Origin of the sequence: Arthrobacter pigmenti, from assembly GCF_011927905.1 — a bacterium.
Classification (GTDB): Bacteria; Actinomycetota; Actinomycetes; order Actinomycetales; family Micrococcaceae; genus Arthrobacter_D; species Arthrobacter_D pigmenti.
Map to the genome: position 1 here is coordinate 1,453,889 of NZ_JAATJL010000001.1, position 17,981 is coordinate 1,471,869.

General features: G+C 65.2%; 20 protein-coding genes and 1 riboswitch. Of the genes, 18 read left to right on the forward strand and 2 right to left on the reverse strand.

Annotated elements, in window-relative coordinates:
* Positions 1–5: 5 nt before the first annotated feature.
* Positions 6–1,253, reverse strand: coding sequence for an APC family permease (locus tag BJ994_RS06650; RefSeq protein WP_167992721.1), 1,248 nt, complete (start codon positions 1,251–1,253; stop codon positions 6–8).
* A gap of 114 nt (positions 1,254–1,367) precedes the next feature.
* Between BJ994_RS06650 and aspS the strand changes: the two genes are divergently transcribed.
* The 10 genes from aspS to hisF all read left to right on the forward strand — a co-directional run bounded on the left by aspS (position 1,368) and on the right by hisF (position 9,849).
* The gene (gene aspS / locus BJ994_RS06655) at positions 1,368–3,176 is read left to right on the forward strand and encodes an aspartate--tRNA ligase (protein WP_167992722.1); all 1,809 of its coding nucleotides are present in this window, start codon (positions 1,368–1,370) and stop codon (positions 3,174–3,176) included.
* A 145-nt stretch (positions 3,177–3,321) separates the two neighbouring features.
* A riboswitch (FMN riboswitch) is annotated at positions 3,322–3,458 on the forward strand.
* A gap of 108 nt (positions 3,459–3,566) precedes the next feature.
* Complete coding sequence (gene pnuC, locus BJ994_RS06660; protein ID WP_167992725.1) at positions 3,567–4,253, forward strand: nicotinamide riboside transporter PnuC; 687 nt, start codon at positions 3,567–3,569, stop codon at positions 4,251–4,253.
* Positions 4,250–5,323: a bifunctional diaminohydroxyphosphoribosylaminopyrimidine deaminase/5-amino-6-(5-phosphoribosylamino)uracil reductase RibD gene (gene ribD, locus BJ994_RS06665; protein ID WP_167992727.1), complete on the forward strand. Its 1,074-nt coding sequence runs from the start codon at positions 4,250–4,252 to the stop codon at positions 5,321–5,323. Before pnuC ends, ribD begins: the two co-directional genes overlap by 4 nt.
* Positions 5,324–5,947 carry a riboflavin synthase gene (locus tag BJ994_RS06670; protein WP_167992730.1) on the forward strand — a complete coding sequence of 208 codons (624 nt, stop codon included), beginning with the start codon at positions 5,324–5,326 and terminating at the stop codon, positions 5,945–5,947. It abuts the gene before it with no gap.
* On the forward strand, positions 5,944–6,642 hold the full coding sequence (gene ribB / locus BJ994_RS06675; protein WP_167992733.1) for a 3,4-dihydroxy-2-butanone-4-phosphate synthase: 699 nt from the start codon (positions 5,944–5,946) through the stop codon (positions 6,640–6,642). The genes BJ994_RS06670 and ribB overlap by 4 nt, the downstream gene beginning before the upstream one ends.
* Positions 6,639–7,283 carry a GTP cyclohydrolase II gene (ribA, locus tag BJ994_RS06680; RefSeq protein WP_167992735.1) on the forward strand — a complete coding sequence of 215 codons (645 nt, stop codon included), beginning with the start codon at positions 6,639–6,641 and terminating at the stop codon, positions 7,281–7,283. Before ribB ends, ribA begins: the two co-directional genes overlap by 4 nt.
* 40 nt (positions 7,284–7,323) lie before the next feature.
* Positions 7,324–7,812, forward strand: a complete 489-nt coding sequence (gene ribH, locus BJ994_RS06685) for a 6,7-dimethyl-8-ribityllumazine synthase (RefSeq protein WP_167992736.1) — start codon at positions 7,324–7,326, stop codon at positions 7,810–7,812.
* Between the two features lie 63 nt (positions 7,813–7,875).
* Positions 7,876–8,139: a phosphoribosyl-ATP diphosphatase gene (locus BJ994_RS06690; protein WP_167992737.1), complete on the forward strand. Its 264-nt coding sequence runs from the start codon at positions 7,876–7,878 to the stop codon at positions 8,137–8,139.
* An 83-nt stretch (positions 8,140–8,222) separates the two neighbouring features.
* Positions 8,223–9,065, forward strand: a complete 843-nt coding sequence (gene hisG, locus BJ994_RS06695) for an ATP phosphoribosyltransferase (RefSeq protein WP_167992738.1) — start codon at positions 8,223–8,225, stop codon at positions 9,063–9,065.
* A 13-nt stretch (positions 9,066–9,078) separates the two neighbouring features.
* Complete coding sequence (gene hisF, locus BJ994_RS06700) at positions 9,079–9,849, forward strand: imidazole glycerol phosphate synthase subunit HisF (RefSeq protein ID WP_167992739.1); 771 nt, start codon at positions 9,079–9,081, stop codon at positions 9,847–9,849.
* Between the two features lie 27 nt (positions 9,850–9,876).
* On the opposite strand, the gene BJ994_RS06705 is transcribed toward hisF, so the two are convergent.
* Positions 9,877–10,521 (reverse strand): TIGR03085 family metal-binding protein, encoded by a 645-nt coding sequence (locus BJ994_RS06705; RefSeq protein ID WP_167995901.1) that lies wholly within the window; start codon positions 10,519–10,521, stop codon positions 9,877–9,879.
* A gap of 137 nt (positions 10,522–10,658) precedes the next feature.
* Between BJ994_RS06705 and hisI the strand changes: the two genes are divergently transcribed.
* From hisI to lgt, 8 genes are all read left to right on the forward strand, one after another.
* Complete coding sequence (gene hisI, locus BJ994_RS06710) at positions 10,659–11,060, forward strand: phosphoribosyl-AMP cyclohydrolase (protein ID WP_167992740.1); 402 nt, start codon at positions 10,659–10,661, stop codon at positions 11,058–11,060.
* Positions 11,061–11,167: 107 nt separating this feature from the next.
* A complete protein-coding gene (locus BJ994_RS06715; RefSeq protein ID WP_167992741.1) occupies positions 11,168–12,736 on the forward strand; it encodes an anthranilate synthase component I in 1,569 nt (522 codons plus the stop codon).
* Positions 12,733–13,344: a Trp biosynthesis-associated membrane protein gene (locus BJ994_RS06720; protein ID WP_167992743.1), complete on the forward strand. Its 612-nt coding sequence runs from the start codon at positions 12,733–12,735 to the stop codon at positions 13,342–13,344. Before BJ994_RS06715 ends, BJ994_RS06720 begins: the two co-directional genes overlap by 4 nt.
* A gap of 86 nt (positions 13,345–13,430) precedes the next feature.
* Entirely contained in the window at positions 13,431–13,742 is a 312-nt protein-coding gene (locus BJ994_RS06725) for an HGxxPAAW family protein (RefSeq protein ID WP_425339370.1), read from the forward strand.
* A complete protein-coding gene (gene trpC / locus BJ994_RS06730; RefSeq protein ID WP_167992745.1) occupies positions 13,743–14,543 on the forward strand; it encodes an indole-3-glycerol phosphate synthase TrpC in 801 nt (266 codons plus the stop codon).
* A gap of 50 nt (positions 14,544–14,593) precedes the next feature.
* Entirely contained in the window at positions 14,594–15,922 is a 1,329-nt protein-coding gene (gene trpB, locus BJ994_RS06735) for a tryptophan synthase subunit beta (RefSeq protein WP_167992748.1), read from the forward strand.
* On the forward strand, positions 15,919–16,719 hold the full coding sequence (gene trpA / locus BJ994_RS06740; protein ID WP_342450308.1) for a tryptophan synthase subunit alpha: 801 nt from the start codon (positions 15,919–15,921) through the stop codon (positions 16,717–16,719). The genes trpB and trpA overlap by 4 nt, the downstream gene beginning before the upstream one ends.
* Positions 16,720–16,721: 2 nt before the next feature.
* Entirely contained in the window at positions 16,722–17,912 is a 1,191-nt protein-coding gene (lgt, locus tag BJ994_RS06745; protein ID WP_167992750.1) for a prolipoprotein diacylglyceryl transferase, read from the forward strand.
* Positions 17,913–17,981: the final 69 nt, after the last annotated feature.

Sequence of the window (17,981 nt, forward strand, 5' to 3'; positions counted from 1 at the left end):
CCGGCTTATGAGGCGTGCCGGCGACGCACGAGGACGGCGATCGCCCGCCCGCCAAGTCCAAGGGCAAGAACCGCTGCCATCGTCAGGACTGAAACCGGCGGCAGGGTGAAGGCGAGCACAAGGCATCCGAGCAGTCCGATGACGTTCAGCGCCCGCGGCGCATACCAGGGCCGCGAGCTGAGCGTGATCGCAGACAGGTTGGCCACCGCGTAGTAGATCAGTACGCCGAAGCTGGAAAACCCGACGACGGTCAGTATGTCCGTCACCAGCAGAAGGACAACGACGACGACGGCGGTCGTCACCTCGGCGACGAATGGCGTCGCGTGGCGGGAAGACACCGCGCGGAACATGCGCGGCAGGTCTCCCTCGCGCGCCATTGCCAGGCTCGTGCGCGCGATTCCGCTGATCAGCGCGAGCAGGGCCCCCAGGCTGGCCAGGGCCGCCGCTATGGTGACGGCGATTGCTGGAATCGACTCTCCCGCAGGAAAGACCTCCGTAAGCGGTGCCGTTGACTCGGCTAACGCCCCGGCGCCCAACGCGTGAAGCAGCGCGAAAGCGAGCAGGAGGTAGAGCGCGAGCGTGAACCCGAACGCGCCGAAGATCGCCCTGGGAATATTGCGGGAGGGATCGCGGACCTCCTCGCCCATGGTGGCGATCCGGGCGTAACCGGCGAACGCGAAGAAGATGAGTGCCGCGGCCTGCAGCACTCCCCACGGGGATGCTTCGAGAGGGACGGCGGCTGCGGCGGTGCCGGCGTCGGGCCGTGCAAAAGCAGCGACGATGACAAAAGCCAGCACCGGGACAACCAGCGACACAATGATGCGGGTCATCAGCGCGGTGCGGGTGACGCCCAGCAGGTTGACGGCGGTCAGGGCGGCTACGGCTGCGACTGCGGTGGGCTTCTCCCAGCCGGGGGCGGCGTACAGCCCGAACGTCAGCGCCATCGCGGCGCAGGAGGCTGACTTGCCGGTCACGAAGCTCCACCCGGCCAGAAATCCCGGCCAGGCGCCGAGCTGGCGCCGACCGTAGAGATAAGCCCCGCCGCTGAAGGGGTGGACTGCGGCGAGCTGGGCGGACGCGGCGGCGTTGGCGTAGGCCACGATGCCGGCGAGGACAACGGCCAATGGAAGCAGTGGCCCGGCGGCGACAGCGGCTGGTGCGAACACCACGAAGACGCCGGCGCCGATCATCGATCCAACGCCCACCGTCGTCGCATCGAAGCCGCCGAGTTGCCTGTTAAGTGCCTGCGACATGCGCCGGTTCCCTTTCCGGTGACTTCGAGGTGGCCGAAGGTGCGTGCTTTCCAACGGTAAACTCGAACGGATCGATCGAATTTCTCTAGAGTCAATCACACCGGAAGGAATGCTGTGCTGCGCACACATGACCTTGGTTCGCTACGGACCGGGCACATTGGACAAACCGTAACCCTCGCCGGATGGGTGGCCCGCCGTCGTGATCACGGTGGCGTGGCATTCCTGGATCTGCGCGATGCCTCAGGTGTTGCCCAGGTGGTGGTGCGGGAGGAGGACGTGTTCTCTTCCCTGCGCAACGAATACGTCCTGCAGATTATCGGCACCGTCGAGAAGCGTCCGGAGGGAAACGAGAATCCCGCCCTCGGAACGGGCGAAATTGAAGTCATTGCGGAGAAGGTGGAGATCCTCAACACCTCGGATCCGCTGCCCTTCCAGATTGATGAGCACGTGGAGGTCGGCGAGGAAGCCCGCCTGAAGCACCGCTATCTCGACCTTCGGCGTCCGGCGCCGAACGCCAACCTCCGGCTGCGTTCCGAGGCCAACCGGGTTGCCCGCGAGCTGTTGCACGCCGACGGTTATGTGGAGATTGAAACCCCCACCCTGACGCGTTCCACTCCGGAAGGCGCTCGCGACTTCGTGGTGCCGGCGCGTCTTGCACCCGGTTCCTGGTACGCCCTCCCGCAGTCGCCGCAGTTGTTCAAGCAGCTCCTCCAGGTGGGCGGGTTCGAGAAGTACTATCAGATCGCGCGCTGTTACCGCGATGAAGACTTCCGCGCCGACCGGCAGCCCGAGTTCACCCAGCTGGATATCGAGGCGAGCTTCGTTGAGCAGGACGACATCATCGCCCTCGGCGAGCAGGTGGTCAAAGCCCTCTGGCGCCTGATCGACGTCGAGATCCCGATGCCCATTCAGCGCATGACGTACGCCGACGCGATGGCACGCTACGGCTCCGACAAGCCGGACCTCCGCTTCGGCCTTGAACTGACAGAACTCACCGAGTACTTCAAGGACACGGAGTTCGGCGTGTTCAAGGCCGGGTACGTGGGCGCCGTGGTCATGCCCGGCGGTGCCGCCCAGCCGCGCCGCCAGCTCGACGCGTGGCAGGAGTGGGCCAAGCAGCGTGGCGCGAAGGGGCTCGCGTACGTCCTGATCGACGACGACGGCAGCCTCCGCGGTCCCGTTGCAAAGAACCTCACGGACATCGAGCGGGAGGGCCTGGCCGCCGCTGTGGGAGCGAAACCGGGTGACTGCATCTTCTTCGCCGCAGGTGAGAAGCCATCGTCGCGCGCGCTGCTGGGCGCGGCCCGGGTCGAGATTGGGCACAGGACCGGGTTGATCGACCCCACCGCCTGGGCGTTCGCTTGGGTGGTGGATGCGCCGATGTTCGAGCCTGCGTCGGAGGCTGTAGCGGCCGGTGACGTTGCCGTCGGATCCGGAGCATGGACAGCGGTGCACCACGCCTTCACCTCGCCGAAGCCGGAGTATGTGGACAGCTTTGACACCGACCCGGGCAGCGCCCTGGCCTATGCATACGACATCGTGTGCAACGGCAACGAGATCGGCGGCGGGTCCATCCGTATTCACCAGCGTGATGTCCAGGAACGCGTTTTCGCGGTCATGGGCTTGAGCGCGGAGGACGCCCAGGAGAAGTTCGGCTTCCTGCTTGAGGGCTTCAAGTACGGCGCGCCTCCGCATGGCGGTATCGCCTTCGGTTGGGACCGCGTGGTTGCTCTCCTGGCAGGCACCGACTCCATCCGCGACGTCATTGCGTTCCCGAAGTCCGGCGGCGGCTATGACCCGCTGACGGCGGCTCCCGCGCCAATCACCGCGCAGCAGCGCAAGGAGGCAGGCGTCGACGCAAAACCAGTCGCGAAACCGGACGCAAAGGCGGACTCAAAGACAGAGCCCAAGCCCGCGAAGTGACGCCCGTTCCTCCGTTGCGTGCTCGGATGATGACGCTTTGGCGCGTCGGAACGGTATTCATCTGAGCATTCAGCGAGAGGTTGATCTCACTTCGTGACGCGCGGGGCGCGCGCTTGGCACAGGTGTGGAAGAATATCCCTCGTACAACGTGCTCCGGGGTCGGTGTAAGTCCGAACCGGCGGTTATAGTCCGCGACCCGCGCGCTGCTGGAGACAGCAGCAAACGGTTGAGCCGGTGAAATTCCGGCACCGACAGTTAAAGTCTGGATGGGAGAAGCACGTGCAGCCCTTGGCTGTGCACCGTTGTCGGCGTTCGCGCGTCGATTCCCAGTGCCCGCCGGGCGCTGTCTTGTTGACCCCGGAGCCGCAATCGCGAGCTTGAGGGAACGACATGGAATTTCTGCGGTGGCTCTTCGAAGCCCAGATCTTCATCGGAGGCAGTCCGCTGCTTGTCCGGGAAGTTCTCGGGAATGTCTTCGGCCTGCTGAGCGCCCTGGGCGGCATGCGCCGGAAAGTCTGGGCCTGGCCCGTGGGTATCGCCGGAAACCTCCTTCTGCTTACCGTCTTCCTCGGCTCGGTTTTTGGCGGTGTATCCACGGCCAACCTGCTCGGACAGGCCGCCCGGCAGGTCATGTTCATCGCAGTAGCGATCTATGGGTGGCGCCGCTGGCGGCAAGCCCGCTCATACGCTGGGACCGCGATTACCCCGCGCTGGGCATCCAGCCGCGCGCGGATCGGCCTTGTCGCCGCCATGATCCTCGGTACCGTGGCGCTCACGCCGCTGTTTCGGGCGTTGGGCTCCTATGAGCCGGTCTGGGCGGATGCCTGGACCTTCGTCGGCTCCCTGCTTGCCACCTTCGGCATGGCGAAGGGGTGGGTGGAATTCTGGCTCATCTGGGTGGCTGTCGACGTGGTCGGAGTCCCGCTACTTTTCAGCGCCGGCTACTACGCGTCCGCCTTCATGTACCTGTTCTACGGAATCTTCACGCTCGTGGGCTTCGTGGTGTGGGCGCGCGCGCAGCGCAGGTCCCAGACCGATGAGCAGTCCGGCGCGATACCTGAACCGAGCCTCCCATGACCGCCGGGCACAGCATTTCCGCGGCCGAGATGATGGCTATGGAGAACGCCCTGCTGCTGGCCGGACAGGGAGTGCGGGGAGCGAACCCGCTCGTCGGGGCGGTCATCCTCGACGACGACGGCGCCATGGTCGCCAGTGGCGCGCACCTCGGCGCAGGCACGGACCACGCGGAGATCGCCGCCCTCAAGAACGCCGCCCAGCAGGGTATCAATCCGTCCGGCTGCACCATGGTGGTTACCCTCGAACCGTGCAACCATACCGGCCGCACCGGCCCCTGTACCCAGGCGATTGCCGGGACGGGGATCCGTCGTGTGGTGTACGCCGCGGCTGATGCGAACCCAGCGGCAGCGGGAGGTGCCGCGTGGCTCGCCGGGCAGGGGATCGACGTCGTCGGTGGACTTCTTGCCGAAGCCGCCGAGGAACTGAACCGGCGCTGGGGGAACGCAATTCAGGAACAACGTCCGTTTGTGACCGTCAAGGTCGCGCAGAGCCTGGATTCCCAGTCCGCCGCAGCGGACGGGTCAAGCCAGTGGATCACCGGTCCGCATGCCCGCGCTGACGGCCACGCAATTCGCGCGCGTGTCGATGCCGTGCTGGTCGGCACGGGCACTGTGCTTGCCGACAACCCGCAACTGACTGCCCGTGCACTCGACGGCGCTGATGCACCTCGTCAGCCACTTCGGGTGGCAATGGGTTTCCGGAATGTCCCGGAGGGCGCAGCGATCCGGGGAGAAGGATTCGTCCACCTCCGAACCCATGACCCACACGCGGCACTGAACGAGCTTCATGCCCGCGGTGTCCGCCATGTCCTCGTGGAGGGCGGACCACAGCTGGCCGGTGTGTTCCTCATGGCCGACCTGGTGGACGAACTGTTTACCTACATTGCACCGATGCTGCTCGGTGCGGGCATCCCGGCGTTCCAGCGGCTCGGCGTCGCAACATTGGCCGACGCGCATGTGTGGCGTCTTGACCCGGATGGCGCGGCTCCCCTCACCCAGTTGGGCGACGACGTCCGTCTGCACTTCAAACCCATTGCGCCTCCTCCGGCGCACCCAGCGAAAGGCTCGTGAGTGTTCACAGGAATTGTGTCCGGACAGGGCACTGTGGTCTCCATCCAGCAGGACGGGGACAGCGCGGTACTGGAGTTCGATGCCGGGGAAACCGGGCTTGGCCTGCAGTCCGGCGGTTCGATCGCTGTAAACGGTGTCTGCCTCACTGCGACCGAAATCAGCGATTCACGTATTCGCGTTGACGTTATGGGCGAAACCCTCACTCTCACCACAACCGGCGAGCTGGCACCGGGGGACTCTGTCAACCTGGAACGCTGCGTCCCGGCCGGAGGGCGGTTGGACGGGCACGTGGTCCAGGGGCACGTCGACGGCGTTGGTGTTCTGCTCGAACGTGAGGACCTCGGCTCGTGGGAACGGCTCCGTTTCAGCGTGCCCGCACCGCTCGACCGCTACGCAGCTCAGAAGGGCTCGATCGCGGTGGACGGGGTGTCCCTCACTGTGACCGCGGTGAGTGATGCGGGGGCGGCGGAGCCATGGTTCGAAGTCGGACTCATCCCAACCACCCTGAGCGAAACAGGCCTCGGCGCCAAGGAGGCCGGCGACCGTGTGAATCTGGAGATGGACGTCCTCGCCAAATATGCTGAGCGGCTGCTGGGCTTCGCTTCAAACGGAGGCCAGGAATGAGCGCGCCGCAGACAGCACGGAGTACGGGGATCGCACAGGCGGGAACCGTCGACGTCGGTGTGCAGGCCATCGCCCTTGACCCGGTGGAGGCGGCGGTGGCGGCAATCGCCGCGGGGCGGGCCGTCGTCGTCGTCGATGATGCGAATCGCGAGAACGAGGGCGACATCATCTTCGCCGCACGGTTCGCAACGCCGGAACTGACGGGGTGGACCATCCGCTACTCGTCCGGGGTGCTGTGCGTTCCGCTGACCGGTGAAGCGGCGGATCGCCTCGACCTGCCCGCCATGGTCGCTGATAACCAGGATGCCAAGCAGACCGCGTACACCGTGTCCTGCGATGCGGCCCAGGGGGTGAGCACCGGGATCAGTGCTGCTGACCGGGCGCTGACGGCGCGGACCCTGGCGTCGCCGTCGTCGTCGGCCGCCGACCTCACCCGGCCCGGGCACATATTCCCGCTGCGCGCCGTGGAAGGCGGCGTGCAAGTGCGGCGGGGCCACACCGAGGCGGCGATTGACTTGTGCCGGCTCGCGGGCCTGGAGCAAGCCGCAGTGATCGCCGAAGTGACACACGACGACGGCGCCATGATGCGCCTGCCGGCGCTCCGCGAGTTCGCGACGACGCACGGCGCCCCGCTGATTTCGATCGAGGACCTGGCTGCCTACCTTGCTGCGCCTGGAGCTGGGAGCGTCGAATGAGCACGGTGACGGGAGGACCTGAGGTGGCAATCCCGACGGCGTTCGGGACTTTTCGCGGGCGGGCGTGGACCGTGTCAGAGTCAGCTGTTGAACATTTGAGCATATCCGCGCCCGGGAACGGCGATCCAGGTGAGGTCCCATTGGTGCGCCTGCACTCCGAATGCCTGACCGGAGACGTTTTCGGTTCCCACCGGTGCGACTGCGGTGAGCAGCTGGAACAGGCTCTGGAACTCATCCAGGAACAGGGTGGATTGGTGCTCTACCTGCGCGGCCAGGAGGGCAGGGGGATTGGGCTCGCGAACAAGCTGAGGGCCTACGCGCTGCAGGAGAACGGAGCGGACACAGTCGAGGCGAACGAGCAGCTCGGACTGCCCGTGGACGCCCGCGAATACCAGGTGGCCGCAGAGATCCTGGAGGAGCTTGGAATGACCCGGATCCGGCTGCTCAGCAACAATCCGCTTAAACGCGACCACCTTGAGCGCTATGGGATCGCCGTTGTATCCATGGTGCCTTCGCAGATCCCGTCGCGGCTGGAGAACAGGCGTTACCTCGAAACCAAGCGCGACCGATTGAACCACCAGCTCTCCCACCTGCAGGAGCACCTGGATAAGCCGCAGGAAAAGATCGTCCAGCAGAGCTGAACGCCCACCAACCATCACCGGCACTTTCATAAGGAGAACCATGAGCGGCCACGGCGCACCCAGTATTGACCTCACGACCATCACTGAATTTGCCCGGCAGAGACCTGTCCGGCTTGCCGTCGTTGCTGCGAGCTGGCACACCGCGATCATGGACGGGCTGCTCGACGGCGCCAGGCGCGCAGCCGCGGAGGCTGGAATCGAGCCGGACGTTCTGCACGTACCCGGCAGTTTCGAGTTGCCCGTCGCCGCCGCGAGGCTGGCACCTCATTACGACGCCGTCGTCGCCCTCGGTGTTGTGATCCGTGGTGGCACCCCGCATTTCGACTATGTTTGCCAGGCCGCGACCTCGGGACTCACCGAGGTCAGCGTCCGCACCGGGGTGCCGGTGGGCTTCGGGGTCCTTACCTGTGACACGGAGGATCAGGGACTGGACCGCGCGGGCCTCGCGGGCTCGAGCGAGGATAAGGGTTATGAGGCAACTGTCGCCGCACTCACCATGGTGGCGGCGCTCGAGCCCTGGCGCCGGTAGAGCTTCGTCACATACATCGGGCCGGATACGGCGTATCCGACTCCACCCAGTAACCTAGGCAGAGTGAAATCCTTCGACACCCTCTTCGCTGAGCTGAGCGAGAAAGCCTCAGCCCGTCCTTCCGGGTCACGCACCGTGACCGAGCTGGAATCAGGGGTGCACGGCATCGGCAAGAAGGTCGTGGAAGAGGCGGCCGAGGTCTGGATGGCCGCGGAGTACCAGTCCAATGAGGAAGCAGCGGAGGAAATCTCGCAGTTGCTCTACCACCTCCAGGTGATGATGATTGCCAAGGGACTCACACTTGAGGACGTCTACAAGCATCTGTAGCCGCGCGCCGGGCATTCCTTGACGAATTCGCGCGCGGCCTAGGAGCTTGCCCCAAGGAAACCTCCTCCCAGAAGGAACCCCCAATGCTTCGAGTAGCAGTCCCCAACAAGGGATCCCTGTCAGAATCAGCTTCCGCCATGCTTGGCGAGTCGGGCTACCGCCAACGCCGCGACACCCGCGAACTGGTTATGGTGGACCCCGAGAACGAGATCGAGTTTTTCTTCCTCCGTCCGCGTGACATCGCCGTCTACGTCGGTGCCGGCACGCTCGACGTCGGAATCACCGGCCGCGACCTCTTCCTGGACGCTCAAGTGAACGCGGAGGAGCTGCTGCCGCTTGGCTTCGGTGGCTCAACCTTCCGCTTCGCCGGTCCGGTGGGCCATTTCTCTTCCGTAAAGGAGCTCGACGGACGTCGGCTGGCCACCAGCTACGACGGCCTGCTGCGCGCCTTCCTCGCCGAGCAGGGAGTCGGCGCCACCGTGGTCCGCCTGGACGGGGCGGTGGAGTCCTCCGTGCGCCTCGGCGTCGCGGACGCTATTGCCGACGTCGTCGAAACCGGTAACACGCTCAAAGCGGCGGGGATGGAAATTTTCGGGGACCCTATTCTTCGCAGCGAGGCTATCCTCATCGGCAGGAAGGGCGCTGCCCCCGAGGGACTGGACATCCTCATCCGACGGCTGCAGGGTGTGCTGGTTGCGCGTCAGTATGTGCTCCTTGACTACGACATCCGCAAGGAGCTGGTGGACCAGGCGGCGGCGCTGACCCCGGGACTCGAGTCGCCCACCGTGTCGCCGCTTCGCGACTCCGAGTGGGTTGCCGTGCGCTCGATGGTGAAACGGAACCGCACCAACCAGATCATGGACGAGCTGTACGATCTCGGCGCACGCGCCATCCTGGTCAGCACCATCCACGCCTGCCGGATCTAGGAAGGGAACGGTCATGACCGTGGCAATCCGCGTTATCCCGTGCCTCGACGTCGACGCCGGACGGGTGGTGAAGGGCGTCAACTTCGAAGACCTCCGTGATGCAGGCGATCCGGTTGAACTTGCCCACCGCTACGACCGCGCCGGCGCTGACGAACTGACGTTCCTCGATGTCACTGCGTCATCGAGTAACCGCGACACCACCTTCGATGTTGTCGCGCAGACCGCTGAGGAAGTCTTCATCCCACTCACAGTCGGTGGAGGCGTGCGGCAGATTTCCGACGTCGACAGGCTCTTGAGGTTCGGCGCGGACAAGGCGTCCATCAACACCGCTGCCGTAGCGCGTCCCCAGGTCATCGATGAAATTACGTCGCACTTCGGCTCGCAGGTACTGGTGCTGAGCCTCGATGCGCGCCGTACCCACGACGCCTCCACACCATCGGGTTACGAAGTGACCACACACGGCGGACGGAAAGGCACCGGGATCGACGCCGTTGCCTGGGCGCGTGAGGCGGCTGACCGGGGGGTGGGGGAGATCCTCCTGAACTCGATCGATGCGGACGGGACGAAGCAGGGCTTCGACCTGGCAATGATCCGTGCAGTCCGCGCAGCGGTGAAGGTTCCCCTGATTGCTTCCGGCGGCGCGGGCGAGCCTGCGCACTTCCCGCCCGCGGTGGAGGCTGGAGCCGATGCGGTGCTCGCCGCGTCGGTATTTCACTTCGGTCCGGTGAACGCTATCGCCGAGGTGAAGAAGGCAATCCGCGACGCCGGTTTCCCGGTCAGGTAAGCCGGACCACCCCCGGCACGGCGGCCGTCAGAGTCCTACTTCCGCGCTGTCCAGCAGGGCGACGGCGTCGGGTTGGCCTTCGAAAGTAACCAGGGCGTGCCGTGTACGGCCATGTGCGTGCATCAGGAGTTCCCCGGGCTCACCGACGATCGCCACCGAAACGGGTGCCCGCTTCGCCACATGCCGCGGGCCGTCCGGCCGAACGAGCACAATGCCGAGGTCCACCCCGCGGTAAAGGATGGCTGCACGTTTGATCAGCTCGTCCCAGAGGGCGTTCGAATATTCTTCATCGAGCGCGCGTGGCGCCCACCGGCTGCGCGCGCGACGCACGTCCTCGGTATGGACGAAGTACTCAATGAGGTTCGTGCTCGCATCGATCGACGGAATCCGCATCGGCGAGTAGAACGGGTGGCCCTTCTGGAAGTCGTCGACCAACTTCTCATAGGCCGCGGCCGTTGCGGATTTCGCCGCCAATTTGCGGGTAGCCTTCTCGGAAACGACGGCCAGGGGCTTGATCAGAGCGCCGATTCCCACGCTCGGCCGGTGGCCGCGCAGATAAAGGTGGGCAGCGAGCTCCTTGGTCTGCCACCCGTCACACAGCGTAGGGGAGTGAGGCCCGGCCGCAAGGAGTGTTTCGGCAAGGACAACACGTGAGGGATCTACGAAATGCATCACTGCTGAAAATAGCATGACAGCCTGCATTCCTGCGCGGCTGTCCGGGCGATTCGCACGCTCATACCGCATCGGTTCCTTCAGGCGGGCAGCCCCATGCAAATTCTCGTTGGCGCACGCGACTAGAATCAATGGCGATGTCAATTCACCCTGCCACCCCGGATCCTGCTTCTGCAGACTCGCAGCAAACCCTCGACCCGGCGGTCGCCGGCGCGCTGAAACGGGATGCCGCCGGCCTCGTCGCGGCAATCATCCAGGACGACGCCACCGGCGAGGTGCTGATGCTCGGCTGGATGGATGATGAAGCGCTGCGCCGAACACTCACCACGGGACGGGTGACCTTCTATTCGCGGTCCCGCCGGGAGTACTGGCGCAAGGGGGACACCTCCGGCCACAAGCAGTTCGTGAAGTCGGTTGCGCTGGATTGCGACGGCGATGCCCTGCTGGTGCGCGTGGACCAGGTGGGCGCCGCTTGCCACACCGGCACGCGAACCTGCTTCGAGGGCAGGTCACTGGACGCAGTCATCGGCTCCAGATGACACGGAGCGGCTTACTACATGTGTAGAACGGCACTACCGAACAATCAAGCAGGTAGAACCATAGTGGGCGCATCTCTTGGGTGTGCAGAAAAAGGAAGATGCAGCACATGGACGAGCTCGGAGTGATCAGCCCCAGCCTTGAGGAGTTCCGCGCGCTTGCGCAGGACAGGCGCGTCATACCCGTTCACCTGACCGTGCTCGATGACGCCCACACGCCCATCGGAATCTACCGCAAGCTCACGGACTCTCATCCCGGCACCTTCCTGATGGAATCGGCTGCGGAGGGCGGCGTGTGGTCCCGCTATTCGTTCATCGGAGTGAATTCGCGCGCCACACTCACCACAGAGTCCGGAGAGGCGCGTTGGCTGGGCGAACCGCCGGCCGGAGTACCAGTGGACGGGAACCCGGTAGAGGCCCTCCGCAAGACCGTGGAAGCCCTGCAGACCCCACGATTCGAGGGCCTTCCGCCCTTCACCTCGGGCATGGTCGGTTTCATCGGCTGGGAATCGGTGCGTCACTGGGAACGCCTGACCTCGCCGCCGGAAGACGACCTTGACCTGCCCGAACTCGCCATGAACCTGGTGACTGACATGGCGGTCCATGACAACACGGGCGGAAAGGTCACCCTGGTCGCCAACGCGATCAATTACGACGATTCCTCCGAACGGGTGGACGAGGCCTGGCACGAGGCCGTGGGGCGTGTGAACAGCATGCTCTCCAGGCTCGGGACCGCCTCGGACCAGCCGGTTTCGGTGCTTGCCGGAGGTCCGGTTGATACCGCCACCCTGATGTCGCTGGTCCGCGAGCGCTGGGACCGTGACCGGTACCTTGCCGCGATCGACAAAGGCAAGGAGGCGATCGTCGACGGTGAAGTCTTCCAGGTGGTGATCTCGCGCCGCTTCGAGCTCGACTGCGACGCGTCGGCGCTGGACGTCTACAGGGTTCTGCGGACCACGAACCCGAGCCCCTACATGTACCTCTTCAGCCTGCAGGACGCCGCCGGACGGGCCTACTCCATCGTTGGCTCCTCACCAGAGGCCCTGGTGACGGTCAACGGCGCAGAGGTGATCACACACCCCATCGCCGGGTCACGGCCGAGGGGGAAAACGGGTGAACAGGACCGCGCGCTGGCCGAAGAACTGCTCGCGGATGAGAAGGAGCGCGCCGAGCACCTCATGCTGGTGGATCTTGCCCGCAACGACATCTCGAAGGTGTGCCGTCCCGGCACCGTGGACGTAACCCAGTTCATGGAGGTCGAGCGATTCAGCCACATCATGCACCTGGTGTCCACCGTGGTCGGTGAGCTTGACACATCGAAGTCCGCCTACGACGTCCTGGCTGCAACCTTCCCCGCCGGCACCCTCTCCGGGGCTCCCAAGCCGCGCGCGCTACGCCTGCTCGACGAACTTGAGCCCCACAAGCGCGGAATCTACGGCGGAGTGGTCGGCTACTTCGATTTCGCGGGAGACATGGATATGGCGATCGCCATCCGCTCGGCACTGCTCCGCGACAACCGGGCGTACGTGCAGGCCGGCGGAGGCATCGTCGCGGACTCCGATCTTGAGGCCGAAGCGCTCGAGAGCGTGAACAAGGCCGCTGCGCCCCTTCGGGCGGCGCTGATCGCGTCCAGTCTTAGCCCGGCCACCGATGCAAGCGTTGGGAGAGATGGAGCATGACCCAGGAATCACCGGCACCGGCTGTGGCGCCGCTGAGACGACGCAAGGGCATAGTGGTTCTGGCAACCGTTGTTGCAGCGCTGGCGGCGTTCGGAAGCACAACCCAGACCTGGCTATCCGTTCTGCTCCCGCAGGATGCTGTGCAGACACCGTCAATCCAGGTCCCGGGATCCGACGCCGCCACGGCAGTCACCGCGTTCGCCCTCGTCGGTCTCGCGGCAGCCCTGGCCGCCTCCATCGCCGGAACCGTTGCACGCTGGATCATCACGCTGATCCTAATGGTCGCTGGGGCGGGAATCGCCTGGAGCAGTTTCGCCGTCATCCTGGATCCGGCACCCGCGGCAGCACCGGCGATCGGCGACGCGCTGGGCGTAAGCGCACCGCAGGGCGTGTCGGTGGCAATCACGCCCATGCCGTGGGTCGCCGTCGTCGCCGGCATTCTGCTGATCATTTGCGCACTCTGGATTCTTGGCGCCGGTCGCCGTTGGAGCGCCGCGCGCCGCTACGAGAAGTCCGTTCGGATAAAGCCCGCAACGGAGACGAACAGCAACGCGGATGAAATAGACAGTTGGGACAGCCTGAGCAGGGGAGACGACCCCACCCGCTGACCCGTTGGTCTTCGTATCCACGACATCAACGACCTGCGCGAATCAATGGCAGAATGGACAACAGACACAGCACAAGGAGATGCACCATGGCTAGAACTGCGCCCGAAACCCAGTCCACCGACGACGCCCGCATGGCCGGCCACTCGGCTTCCCATGATGAAACCATCGGACACGGCAACAGTCCTGCCGCGTGGACCTGCGTATTCGTCATGCTCGCGGGCGCTGCGCTTTCCTCGTTCGCATATATCTTCGCGAGCACCGAGGGAAATCACGACGCCGGAACCCTCCTGTTCTGGATCGGTGCCCTCGTGATGGTCGTGGGCCTTGTCCTCGGTGTTGTGTTGAAGAAGGCCGGCTACGGAGTCGGCGGGCACAAGCTCAAGAACTCCGGGCACTAAGTGAGCGTTCTGGACGACATCATTGACGGGGTCCGTGAGGATCTGACAGCACGCAGGTCGCGGGTGGCACTGGAGGAGGTACGAGCCCTGGCTGAGCAGGCGCCGGCTCCGCGTGATGCCTTCGCCGCGCTGAACGCATCCAACAGCGGCGTCCGCATCATCGCCGAGGTCAAACGAAAGAGTCCCTCGAAGGGCAGCCTCTCGGAGATCCAGGACCCCGCTGAACTGGCCGCTGCGTACGAACGCGGTGGGGCCGCCGTCGTCAGTGTGCTCACGGAGGAACGCCGCTTCGGCGGTTCGCTGGCTGACCTGGACGCCGTCAGGGCATCGGTGAACCTGCCGATCCTCCGTAAGGATTTCACCGTCGATGAGTACCAGATCTGGGAAGCACGCGCGCATGGCGCGGACCTGATTCTCCTTATTGTCGCGGCCCTGCCTGACGAGGAACTCCGTGCCCTTCTCGCGCTCACGCACGAGCTGGGAATGAATGCGCTGGTGGAGACACACACCCCGGAGGAAGTGGAACGTGCTGTCGCCCTCGGGGGACGGATCATCGGGGTGAATGTGCGGAACCTGAAGACCCTGGACATCGACCGATCGGTATTCGGGACTCTGGCGGGCCTTATCCCCGCAGGCGCGGTCGTAGTGGCTGAATCCGGCGTGCGGGATATCGCAGACGTCGAGCAGTTCGTCGCCGAGGGAGCCCACGCGGTCCTGGTAGGGGAAGCACTGGTTCGCCATGAGAACCCGGAAGCGACCGTGCGCACTTTCACACGCGCCGGCAGCGCACTGCACAACTGACGCCGTTCTGCGGCTTCGAAGCACCCGAATCACGACAGGACAGCAGGTTCATGACCGACACGCCACATCCACAGCCCGGTGTCGAAGACGCTGCCGAAGCGTTCCTCTCCGGGGAAAACGCCGGCGGCTCTCTGCAGCACGCCCAGGGTCCCTACTTCGGCGCATACGGCGGGCGTTGGATGCCCGAGTCGCTGATCGCGGCACTGGATGAGCTGGAGGAGACGTTCGACAACGCGAAAACGGATCCGGACTTCCTGGCGCAGGTCGCTGAGCTCAACCGGAGCTACTCCGGCAGGCCATCCCTGCTGACGGAGGCGCGCCGGTTCTCAGAGCACGCCGGCGGCGTGCGGGTTTTCCTCAAGCGCGAGGACCTGAACCACACCGGGTCCCACAAGATCAATAATGTCCTTGGCCAGGCACTGCTCGCCAAGCGCATGGGCAAAACCCGCGTGATCGCAGAGACCGGCGCCGGACAGCACGGAGTTGCCAGCGCTACCGCTGCCGCCTTGCTCGGACTCGAGTGCGTTGTCTACATGGGCGCGGAAGATTGCCGCCGGCAGGCCCTGAACGTGGCGCGCATGCAGCTCCTGGGAGCGGAAGTCATACCGGTTACCAACGGATCACAGACGCTCAAGGACGCCATCAACGACGCCCTGCGCGACTGGGTGGCTAACGTTCACACAACGCACTACCTGCTTGGCACCGCCGCTGGAGCCCACCCTTTCCCCGCCATGGTCCGGTACTTCCACGAGGTGATCGGCGATGAGGCGCGGGAGCAGATCCTCGAAGCGACCGGCCAACTGCCCGACGCCGTCTGCGCCTGCATCGGCGGCGGCTCAAACGCCATCGGGATCTTCCACGGCTTCCTTGATGACCAGGGCGTCGAGTTGTACGGATTCGAGGCCGGCGGCGACGGCGTCGAAACCGGCCGGCACGCAGCGACCATCACGCTGGGTCGGCCGGGTGTCCTCCACGGCGCGAGGTCCTACCTGATGCAGGACGACGACGGCCAGACCATCGAGTCGCATTCCATCTCCGCCGGGCTGGACTACCCGGGGGTCGGTCCTGAGCACTCCTACCTCGCCGATATCGGGCGGGTTACCTACGAGCCGATTACCGACGCCGAAGCGATGGAAGCGTTCAGCCTGCTGTGCCGGACGGAAGGCATCATCCCGGCAATCGAGTCGGCACATGCCCTCGCCGGGGCGTTGAAGGTGGGTAGGCGGCTCGCCGAGACCGGGAGTGCAGCCGAGAAGGTTGTCCTGGTGAACCTGTCCGGGCGCGGCGACAAGGATGTGGCCACGGCCGCGGAATGGTTCGACCTGCTGCCGGAAGACAGCGCCGAATCCGAGATCGGGCAGGAAGGGGAGCAGCTGTGACTACCACCATTTCCAGCAAAGCTGCGGCAGCAATCGAGAAGGCACGGTCGGAAGGCCGTACCGCACTGATCGGTTACCTGCCGGCCGGCTTTCCGGACGTCGAAACCACGATCGAAGCCGGCATCGCAATGGCGGAGAACGGCGTGGACCTCATCGAGATAGGCATCCCGTACTCCGACCCGGTCATGGATGGACGGGTCATCCAGGAGGCCACCGTCGAAGCACTGGCCAACGGGTTCGCTGTCCGCCAGATCTTCGATGTGGTCGCAGGTATCACCAGCCGCGCGGACGTGGCTGTGCTGGTCATGACTTACTGGAACCCGGTCATGCGTTTCGGCGTCCGCGAGTTTGCGGGCAGGCTCGCCGAAGCGGGCGGGGCAGGGCTCATCACCCCGGACCTGATTCCCGACGAGGCCGCAGAATGGATCGCAGCGTCCGACGAATTCGGCCTGGACCGCGTTTTTCTCGTGGCGCCCTCCACCTCGCCTGAACGCATGGAAATGACTGTGCGGGCCACGCGGGGGTTCGTCTACGCGGTCTCGATCATGGGCATCACCGGTGCGCGGGCTTCGGTCAGTTCCGCGGCGCGGGAAGTCGTGGCGGCGGCGCACAGCGCGGGGGCAGAACGGGCCTGCGTAGGTCTTGGCGTCTCCACCGCCGAACATGTCCGTGAGATCGGAGCCTATGCCGACGGCGTGATTGTCGGTACAGCGCTTGTTGCGGCGCTCCGCGACGGCGGCGTTTCCGCTGTCACCGAATTGACCAAGAGCCTGCGCTCCGGTTCCCCGAAGGGCTGATCATGATCCCCGCCAGCATCCCGAGTCCTCCCGCCGAATGGGCGAGCTTCACCATTGGTCCTGCGACAATCCACCTGTATGCGCTGTGCATCCTCGCCGGCATCGTGGTCGCTCTTCTGCTCACGTCCGCGCGGTGGAAGAGATTCGGCGGCAACCCTGACGTGGTGTGGGATGTGGCCATTTGGGCGGTCCCGTTCGGCTTGATCGGTGGGCGGCTCTACCACGTCTTCTCCTCTCCGGATGCCTATTTCGGCCCGGACGGAGACCTGTCGCGGATTCCGCGCATCTGGGAAGGCGGCCTCGGTATCTGGGGAGCAGTTGCCCTTGGAGCGGTGGGTGCGTGGATCGGGTGCCGCCGTGCCGGCGTTCGCCTCTCGGCGTTCGCTGACGCTGCTGCCCCGGGTGTGCTGCTTGCACAGGCCATCGGGCGTTGGGGCAACTGGTTCAACCAGGAACTCTTCGGCGCTCCGACGGAACTGCCGTGGGGTCTCGAGATCGACGCGGACCACCCCAACTTCCCGCCGGAGGCGGACCCGGGAACGTTGTTCCATCCCACGTTCCTGTACGAATCCCTCTGGAACCTGGTCGGGGTCGCGCTGCTGCTCCTGCTCGATCGCAGGTTCGGACTGCGCGGCGGCCGCATGTTCTGGCTGTACGCCGCTTACTACACGGCGGGTCGCGTCTGGATTGAGGCACTGCGGATCGACGACGCTGAACTGATCACCATCTTCGGCCTCACGCAGCGTCTCAACGTCTGGACGAGCATCCTCGTGCTCGTGGCTGCCCTTGTCATCTTCGTCTACCTCACAATGAAGCAGCGGGGAACGGACCAGACGTCCGTCTACCTTCCCGGCAGGGCGCCCAAGCCAACCGAAGGGGATGCTGCCGGCGGGGCATCCGCGGCGCCGTCGTCGTCCTCGGAGGAAGGCATCGCGGGGAGCACCGGCTCCGCCGGTAAAAATCCTGACAAACACGCCGACGGCGAGATTCCCGCCGGCGAAGATTCCGCCAAGGCTGAAACCATCGGCGTGGAAGGACGTAACGGTACGGGAACAGAAGTCCAGCCATCGGACACATCGGCCGGAATGCGGACCGACCATGGTAATCTCTCAGAAACAAAAGACGCCTCAGGCCCATCCGCCTCGCCGGACGCAGCCGCTGAGGAACCCCGGGAATCAGACTCCCGAAAGTAGCGTCCACCCAGGCCACCGCCCTCTTGGACGTCCGTCACAGCGTAGTGGCCCTGTTCGGTACAACAGGCT

Excerpts from the sequence above, each read along its gene's own strand:
- trpB (WP_167992748.1), top strand. The coding sequence starts at position 14,594 with ATGACCGACACGCCACATCCACAGCCCGGTGTCGAAGACGCTGCCGAA.
- ribB (WP_167992733.1), top strand. The coding sequence starts at position 5,944 with ATGAGCGCGCCGCAGACAGCACGGAGTACGGGGATCGCACAGGCGGGA.
- ribD (WP_167992727.1), top strand. The coding sequence starts at position 4,250 with ATGACCGCCGGGCACAGCATTTCCGCGGCCGAGATGATGGCTATGGAG.
- hisF (WP_167992739.1), top strand. The coding sequence starts at position 9,079 with ATGACCGTGGCAATCCGCGTTATCCCGTGCCTCGACGTCGACGCCGGA.
- BJ994_RS06705 (WP_167995901.1), bottom strand. The coding sequence starts at position 10,521 with ATGCATTTCGTAGATCCCTCACGTGTTGTCCTTGCCGAAACACTCCTT.
- lgt (WP_167992750.1), top strand. The coding sequence starts at position 16,722 with ATGATCCCCGCCAGCATCCCGAGTCCTCCCGCCGAATGGGCGAGCTTC.
- BJ994_RS06725 (WP_425339370.1), top strand. The coding sequence starts at position 13,431 with ATGGCTAGAACTGCGCCCGAAACCCAGTCCACCGACGACGCCCGCATG.
- BJ994_RS06720 (WP_167992743.1), top strand. The coding sequence starts at position 12,733 with ATGACCCAGGAATCACCGGCACCGGCTGTGGCGCCGCTGAGACGACGC.
- ribA (WP_167992735.1), top strand. The coding sequence starts at position 6,639 with ATGAGCACGGTGACGGGAGGACCTGAGGTGGCAATCCCGACGGCGTTC.
- hisG (WP_167992738.1), top strand. The coding sequence starts at position 8,223 with ATGCTTCGAGTAGCAGTCCCCAACAAGGGATCCCTGTCAGAATCAGCT.
- BJ994_RS06650 (WP_167992721.1), bottom strand. The coding sequence starts at position 1,253 with ATGTCGCAGGCACTTAACAGGCAACTCGGCGGCTTCGATGCGACGACG.
- ribH (WP_167992736.1), top strand. The coding sequence starts at position 7,324 with ATGAGCGGCCACGGCGCACCCAGTATTGACCTCACGACCATCACTGAA.
- hisI (WP_167992740.1), top strand. The coding sequence starts at position 10,659 with ATGTCAATTCACCCTGCCACCCCGGATCCTGCTTCTGCAGACTCGCAG.
- pnuC (WP_167992725.1), top strand. The coding sequence starts at position 3,567 with ATGGAATTTCTGCGGTGGCTCTTCGAAGCCCAGATCTTCATCGGAGGC.
- BJ994_RS06715 (WP_167992741.1), top strand. The coding sequence starts at position 11,168 with ATGGACGAGCTCGGAGTGATCAGCCCCAGCCTTGAGGAGTTCCGCGCG.